A 7,409-nucleotide genomic window follows, 5' to 3' on the forward strand; every position below is an offset into this window, starting at 1 on the left:
TGCTAAATTGAGTATATATTAAAACTCTCCTAATGGCTTCTTATAAACTCAACATTAATAATAAAGAGTATACCGTCGAGGCGGAACCGCAGACACCATTGCTCTGGGTTATCCGCGACGAGGTAGGTTTAACAGGCACTAAGTATGGCTGTGGTATTGCGCAGTGCGGTGCATGCACGGTACACTTAAATGGTTCTCCTGTAAGATCTTGCTCTTTGCCAATTTCGGCAACAGCTAGTCAGAAGATTACCACAATTGAAGGTATTTCAACAAATAATGAACATCCTGTTCAAAAAGCTTGGTTAGAAGTACAAGCACCACAATGTGGCTATTGTCAATCTGGACAAATCATGTCGGCAGTGGCACTACTCGAGCAAAAACCATCTCCTACCGACAAAGATATCGATCAGGCTATGTCTGGAAATATCTGTCGTTGTGGTACCTATCACAGAATAAGAAAAGCAATTCATGTCGCCTCAAAAGAAATCACAAATGGAAATAAATAAACTCGATAGAAGAAGATTTCTGAAAGTAACGGGAATGGCAAGTGCAATGCTTGCAGTAGGTTTTGATTCACTTGCTTTTGGTTCTAGTGACAGCTCTTTTAAGATGCTGATGCCTGAAGATCTTATTGAAGGTACACAATTGAATCCTTATGTCACTATAAGTTCGGAAGGTAGCATTACCATAATGGCACATGTCCCAGAGTTGGGGCAGGGTATTTCCCAAGGTATTCCGGCAATAATAGCTGAAGAGCTTGAAGTAAGCATGGATCAGGTGACCATTGTCAAGGCAAGTGCTTCAAGGAAATATGGAAGGCAGTCAATCGGAGGAAGTAGAAGTGTAAGAAGTCTATTTACCCCAATGCGTCAACTTGGAGCTGCAACAAAGACCGTTTTATTAGAAGCTGCAGCAAAAAAATGGGGAGTTGCCATTTCTGATTGTGAAGCAAAAGAAGGTGTCGTTTATCAAAAGGGCACGAACAAGAAAATTACCTACGGAGCACTTGTTGATGATGCTTCCAAACTAACCCTACCAAAAACACCTTCACTTAAAGAAAAGAAAGACTTTAAAATTATTGGTAAGACAAGTCCTCGACCAGATTTACCTCCAAAGGTTAATGGATCTGCCGATTTTGGTATCGACGCTAAGACTGACGGTCTTTTATATGCGACCATAGAAAGATGCCCTACGCTCCAAGGCGCTGTAAAAAATTATGATGCCGCTGCCGCTAAATCTGTAAAGGGAGTAATTGAAGTAATGGAGGTTACACGAACTGTTTACGGTAAAAAGAATATTGGAATTGCAGTAATCGCAGAAAATTATTTCGCAGCCACAGAAGGTAGAAAGAAGTTAAACGTCACTTGGGATAACTCCGAATTCACCGATATCTCGACCGAAAGCATGAACAAAGACATGCAAGGCTTAACTAAAGAGGATGGTTTAGAACATTTTGAAAAAGGAGATTTTAAAGCAAGCTTAACTGCTAGAGGTGCTAAAGTGAAAAGAGTACATTATAGACTTCCGCACATGGCCCACTCCTGCATGGAACCAATGAACGCGACGGTTCATGTTAGAGAAGACAACACCGTAGAAGTTTGGGCACCAAGTCAAAGTCCACAAGTGCAAAGGAGTTTTGCACGCCAATTGGGTATTCCTGACAACGAAGCTGAGACTAAGATAAAAGTTCACTTACCTTATTTAGGTGGAGGTTTTGGAAGACGTTCAATGAATGATTCTTTGGAAGAATGTTTCCAAATTTCTAAGTCGTTAAGGAAACCAGTTAAGCTTATTTGGTCAAGAGAAGACGACACGAGTCAAGGGCCTTTCAGGCAAACAAGTTATCATCAGTTGACGGCTGTATACAACGAAGATAGAGTTGGTTTACAACATAAATTGATAAGCCCGGCTATTACCACGCAAGGAAGAGGATCGAATGGTAGAGTTCCATTTGAAGTAATGGAAGCCATCAATACGCATTACGATTTCAATGATGTTTCCGTCAGGTATACTGAATACAAAAATCAAATCCCGATTCACTGGTGGCGCTCTGTTTTTGGTTCAACCAATGCGTTTCCACATGAGAGTTTCATTGATGAAATGGCGACGGAGTTAAAAGTTGATCCATTGGCATTTAGAAAAGACAAGCTTTTTCTGGAACCAAGATTTGTGAATGTTTTAAAACGACTCGAAAAAGAATCGAATTGGAATCAAAAACTTGGCGCCAATGAAGGTAAAGGAATGGCGATAGTTGAAAGTTTTGGTTCAATTGTAGCCCATGCTGTTTTCTTGAAGAAAGAGAACGGTCAAGTCAGTATTCCTAAAGTTGTATCTGTGGTTGATTGTGGTGTTTATGTAAACCCAGATCAAGTTATAGCGCAAACTGAGGGTAATATTATTTATGGACTAACTGCGGCAATTAAGGATGCCATTACTTTTAAAGGTGGTGCGGCAGAGCAAGATAATTTCAATAATTATAGAATGCTCAGAATGAATGAGGCGCCTCGAGATATCCAGGTGCATTTAATGGAGAACGATGAAGCTCCTGGTGGGGTTGGTGAACCTGGCCTACCTCCTATTGCTCCGGCACTGACAAATGCAGTTTTCAACTTAACCGGTAAGAGAATACGTGTTCTACCATTCGACCTTCAGAAAGTTTAAATACACATTTGGATAGTAATTCGCTCTATATGATGGCCGGCATGTACATACTGGCCGGCATTCCTCACTTCTGGAAACCAAAGGCATACTTAAAAATAATGCCTCCTTATATACCATATCCACTCACGATGGTATACCTCAGTGGTGCCTTAGAAATCATCTTTGGAATTTTGCTTGTACTCCCAGAAACGCAATCGATCGGTGCCTGGGGAATAATAATTGTCTTAGTTGGTGTTTTTCCTGCTAATGTCCATATGCTCTTTACAGACAAACGCAAAAGACTCTATTTTACCATTTTATTATGGCTAAGACTACCTGTTCAAGGTTGGCTTGTCTATTGGGCTTGGCTTTTTACATAGTTTCCGAAAATATTTTCTTACCCTATACCCTTATTTAAGAGCAACTTATGACCTTTTGGCAAATTTTCATGAGTTTTATTTTTCGTTGTTTGAACTTTAATGTTACAACATTAGTTTTGTATCTGAAATTTGAAAACAAATAGAAAACATTAATAAATAACATCATGAGAACTTTTGAAGTACCAACCAGAGATCAAGTATCACCAGACGCACAGGCCATCTTTGATAACCTTGAAAAACAAGTAGGAATGGTTCCAAACCTTTACGCTACTATTGGACAATCAGCAAACGCACTTAGCTCATTTTTAGCTTTCCAAGGTGCTCAGGCAAAAGGCACTTTTAATGCTAAAGAGCGTGAAGCGGTGTACCTCGCCGTATCACAAATTAATGGCTGTAATTATTGCCAAGCTGCTCACACTGCATTGGGTAAAATGAATGGCTTTACGGAAGAAGAAACAATTTCTTTAAGACAAGGAAAAAGTAATAATCCCAGACTTGATGTGATCGTCAAACTAGCGCAGGACATTACTGAGAATCGTGGTAGAGCATCTGAAGGAACTGTTGAGGCATTTTTTGCTCAAGGTTTTGACAATGCAGCATTGATAGATCTAATCGCACTTGTGGCAGACAAAACTTTAGCCAATTACGTGCACAATCTTACCCAAGTAGCTATCGATTTTCCAGCGGTTCAACCTATTCAGGAAGAAGTTGAATTAGTATAACACCAGAAATAATCAATTGACAAACAATAATAATTTTGAAAAGATGAAAAGATCATTAATTATCGTCGCACTTCTAGTAGGCTTTTCAGCCATTGGTTTTGCACAGAAAAAAGAAGCAAAGGTTATTAAGCTAGACCAAACACCAGGTGAGTTCGTGATCAAAGAACTGACATTAAAACCAGGTAAATACATTTTCGAAGTATCAAACACAGGAGTTGATCACGAAGTAGGTTTTGTAATTGCACCAGTTAAAGATGGAAAAGAGGGCGATCACATTAAAGCAGGATACCTTTCTAAAGCGATTAAGAATGGCGAAAAAGGTTCTTCAAAAATAGTTGAATTAAAGGCAGGTACCTATAATTACTTCTGTCCATTAAACCCAACACCACACTACAAAATAGTGGTGAAAGAATAAGTGAGTTGATTTGTAGTGTTGATTAAAGTGCCATCTCACATCTTGTTTAAGCAAGTGGGGATGGCCTTTTTTATATGATACATTTGCAATAACCACTCATTGTTCCAACATTGTATTACAATGCTTAAATCATAATACCATGACGTTAGATGAACAATTAATAAAAGGCTCATTCCGAAGCCTTCAGCATAAATCGAGGGTTAACCTTTTGTACTCTGGCTATTGGTTATCTCAACGCATGACAGAATTACTTAAGCCATATAACATTACCCTTCAACAATTGAACGTCTTGAGAATTCTTAGAGGTCAGAACTCTGAACCTATTAGCACCTTAGAGATTAAGGACAAAATGATTATTGGCAATGCAGATGCTTCACGACTAGTTGACAAACTATGTACTAAAGGACTCATCTGGAAGAAACCATGCCCACATGATGGAAGAAAAATTCAAGTTTTTATAAACGATAATGGCATGCAGTTACTCAGTCAGATCGATAATGAGATGACTTTAATTGATGATATCACAGATAATTTGAACGAAAAGGAGCTGAAAGTACTTAACCAGTTATTAAATAAACTTAGAGCTTAGGTTCTATCTCTATTGAAGAAAACAGCACTTGTAAAGTCAACCATCCTTTTTTGTAGCATGATGACCGTAATGGCTGGTGCAACTATTGCCCCTTCATTACCTGAAATGACCAAGGCATTTCCAGATAATTCGAGTGCTGAAACACTTGTTAAACTTGTTTTAACTATACCAGGTCTTTTTATAGCGCTTACTTCTCCTATATCGGGTTGGTTCATAGATAAGTTTGGCCGAATTAAACTCTTGGCCTTTATGCTTTTGCTATATGCAGCTGCTGGCAGTTCAGGCCTATATCTTAATACTTTATTTGAAATTATTATCGGCCGAGCTTTTCTCGGCATAGCCGTTGGCGGAATAATGACCACGGCAGTCGCATTAATTGGAGACTATTTCGAAGGCCCCGAAAGACTACAATTCTTAGGTACGCAAGCAGGAATAATGGCTTTATCTGGAACGCTTTTTATTACATTTGGTGGTGTTCTAGCTGATGTTAGTTGGCGTTATCCTTTTGCCATATACTTGCTCGCTTTACTCGCCATCCCTTTAGTTTTACTCTTCTTGAAAGAGCCCATCAGAGCATCTTCCGATACCTCGGTAAAAAGCAATACGAAATTTCCGAAACTGGCATGGACAATATTTATTATTTCGTTCATAGGGATGGTTACTTTTTACCTAATGCCAGTTCAGATACCATTCTTAATGCAGGAATTTTCGAATATAAGTAATACGAGAACTGGACTCGCCATTGCCACAGTAATGTTAGTGGGTGGCGTTACTTCTTTTCAATACCCCAAACTAAAAAGAAGGTTATCCCATTATCAAATCTATGGTTTAACCTTCCTTTTTATGGGAATTGGATACTTACTTATTTCTATGGCAAATAGTTATGCTATGACTTTCCCCGGTTTGTTTATTTCAGGATTAGGCGCAGGTCTTTTAATGCCAAATTCTAACCTCTGTCTTGTAACCATGGCTTCTCCTGAAAACAGAGGAAAAGTGCTTGGCTTATTGACTACTTTTATATTCTTAGGCCAATTCGCTTCACCGCTGGTCTTTCAACCTTTAATAGATTTAACCTCTATTAAAAGTGGCTTTCTGTATCTTTCTTTATCAATGATTTTAGTCTCAATCATTGTTTTAATCAGGGATAAGAGGCTTATCCGCAACTAATCATATTTGGTTAGTCTTTATTCCGTTTAAAAACATATCTCAGGTTAAAGCCAAATCCTTCTACACCAAAATCAGTATCATCTACAAGTCTAAAGGCTGGTCGCCAATCTAGACTCAATGATATTGGTACTTCTGTAAATTGGTATTCGAGACCAATTTCTCCAACAGCCCCTAACTGAAAGTCTCCACCTAAGGCTACAAACGGCCCTGCCCCAGCGTACCAACTAAATCCTTGTTCTCCTAAGGGTCGATATACAAAGTCTAAAAGCGCATCTATTCCAACTTGATCGTTCCCGAAAGATAAATTAGAATGTACTCTGCTAAACTGACCAAATGAAAAGACAGCATCGAATGCAACATCACTGACATTTCCGTTACCAAACCTTGCGCCAATTTCTTGTGCTTGGGATTGATTTAATCCTGTTAAACCAAATAGCACTAGTGTTACTACTAAAAATTTCCTCATACTTAAAAGTATATATGAAATGCAGTAAAACCCAAATATTTCAGCTTGTTCGAGTAACGGAATCGTTTACTTTCCTACTTGGATTATATAATTACCTCTAATTCCTGAACGAATATTACCCTCATGAAAAAATGAAAACCTAAATGTAGATTCATTCAATATATTAATCGTCACTTCCTCTCCAGTATCTAAAATAATTGTACGCCCATCTTCACCTGACCAGTCCCAAGTACCATTTGCATTAAACAAATTTCCACCATTTGTTGTCTCATAAGTACCATCAGCAAATGACAAGGAGAAATCCGAAAAATTTAAACTGACATCTGAACCATCAAGTTCAATCACTCCATTTGAGCCTAAAGACCAATTACCTTCCAATAAAGCAAACGCAATTTCGTTTTCTGACGGGCTCACACTTCCACAAGAAGTTCCTATAAAAAAGAGTAATAAAAGGACGAGTTGATATTTGTATTTCTGCATTTTCATATGGCTTCTTTCTATCGTTTGATCATTACTTTCTTTCTGACAATTGAGGTTCCATTATTAAACTGAACAATGTAGATTCCTGCTTCATAGCTCGACACGTCTAGTCTTAGTTCTTTATCGGTAAAACCATCTATTCCAAATAGTTTCACTCCAGTTGTATTGACTATTTCAATGTCCAACTTACCGGCATTTATCGCTGATAAATCTATCGTCAATAGACGGTCTGCCGGGTTCGGATAGATAGAAATATTGGCGGCATCTATGACTCTTGTATCAACAGAAGTAATTACTACGCCTTCACCAGTCACTGGGTGAATTATATTTATACCCTCGTAGGAGAATGTAATATGGTCATTATAGACCTTCACTTCATTTGGTACAAATGAAATGGTCAGTTCTAAGGATTCGCCCGTGCTTAAATTAAATGTTGATGGAGATATGATGAAATCCGTTGGGGCAGTGGCCACTACATCTACTGGAATTTCTCCATCATTAGTAATGGTAATGGTTCTTTCTTGACTCAGACCTAGTGCTGAAATATCAA

The 7,409-nt window shown here is 38.5% G+C and carries 10 protein-coding genes; 7 read left to right on the forward strand and 3 right to left on the reverse strand.

The features are described from left to right. Positions 1–32: 32 nt before the first annotated feature. The 7 genes from JXQ92_RS14730 (at position 33) to JXQ92_RS14760 (ending at position 5,913) form a co-directional block, all read left to right on the forward strand. Positions 33–506: a (2Fe-2S)-binding protein gene (locus tag JXQ92_RS14730; protein WP_421987398.1), complete on the forward strand. Its 474-nt coding sequence runs from the start codon at positions 33–35 to the stop codon at positions 504–506. Continuing rightward, positions 493–2,661, forward strand: a complete 2,169-nt coding sequence (locus JXQ92_RS14735) for a molybdopterin cofactor-binding domain-containing protein (RefSeq protein WP_421987399.1) — start codon at positions 493–495, stop codon at positions 2,659–2,661. The genes JXQ92_RS14730 and JXQ92_RS14735 overlap by 14 nt, the downstream gene beginning before the upstream one ends. 8 nt (positions 2,662–2,669) lie before the next feature. Next, positions 2,670–3,020: a MauE/DoxX family redox-associated membrane protein gene (locus tag JXQ92_RS14740; RefSeq protein ID WP_421987400.1), complete on the forward strand. Its 351-nt coding sequence runs from the start codon at positions 2,670–2,672 to the stop codon at positions 3,018–3,020. Positions 3,021–3,184: 164 nt separating this feature from the next. Next, complete coding sequence (locus tag JXQ92_RS14745; RefSeq protein WP_421987401.1) at positions 3,185–3,742, forward strand: carboxymuconolactone decarboxylase family protein; 558 nt, start codon at positions 3,185–3,187, stop codon at positions 3,740–3,742. 43 nt (positions 3,743–3,785) lie between these two features. Next, entirely contained in the window at positions 3,786–4,157 is a 372-nt protein-coding gene (locus JXQ92_RS14750) for a cupredoxin domain-containing protein (RefSeq protein WP_421987402.1), read from the forward strand. 139 nt (positions 4,158–4,296) lie between these two features. Continuing rightward, positions 4,297–4,746, forward strand: a complete 450-nt coding sequence (locus tag JXQ92_RS14755) for a MarR family winged helix-turn-helix transcriptional regulator (RefSeq protein ID WP_421987403.1) — start codon at positions 4,297–4,299, stop codon at positions 4,744–4,746. Between the two features lie 12 nt (positions 4,747–4,758). Continuing rightward, the gene (locus tag JXQ92_RS14760) at positions 4,759–5,913 is read left to right on the forward strand and encodes an MFS transporter (RefSeq protein ID WP_421987404.1); all 1,155 of its coding nucleotides are present in this window, start codon (positions 4,759–4,761) and stop codon (positions 5,911–5,913) included. Positions 5,914–5,923: 10 nt separating this feature from the next. Here JXQ92_RS14760 and JXQ92_RS14765 read toward each other — a convergent pair whose 3' ends face one another. The 3 genes from JXQ92_RS14765 to JXQ92_RS14775 form a co-directional block, all read right to left on the reverse strand. Then, positions 5,924–6,379: an outer membrane insertion C- signal gene (locus tag JXQ92_RS14765; RefSeq protein ID WP_421987405.1), complete on the reverse strand. Its 456-nt coding sequence runs from the start codon at positions 6,377–6,379 to the stop codon at positions 5,924–5,926. Between the two features lie 66 nt (positions 6,380–6,445). Then, on the reverse strand, positions 6,446–6,859 hold the full coding sequence (locus JXQ92_RS14770; protein WP_421987406.1) for a hypothetical protein: 414 nt from the start codon (positions 6,857–6,859) through the stop codon (positions 6,446–6,448). Positions 6,860–6,876: 17 nt separating this feature from the next. Further along, positions 6,877–7,409: T9SS type A sorting domain-containing protein (locus JXQ92_RS14775; protein ID WP_421987407.1), on the reverse strand; the 533-nt coding region annotated here is incomplete at its 5' end.

It is taken from the genome of Roseivirga sp. (genome assembly GCF_049099775.1).
GTDB lineage: Bacteria > Bacteroidota > Bacteroidia > Cytophagales > Cyclobacteriaceae > Roseivirga.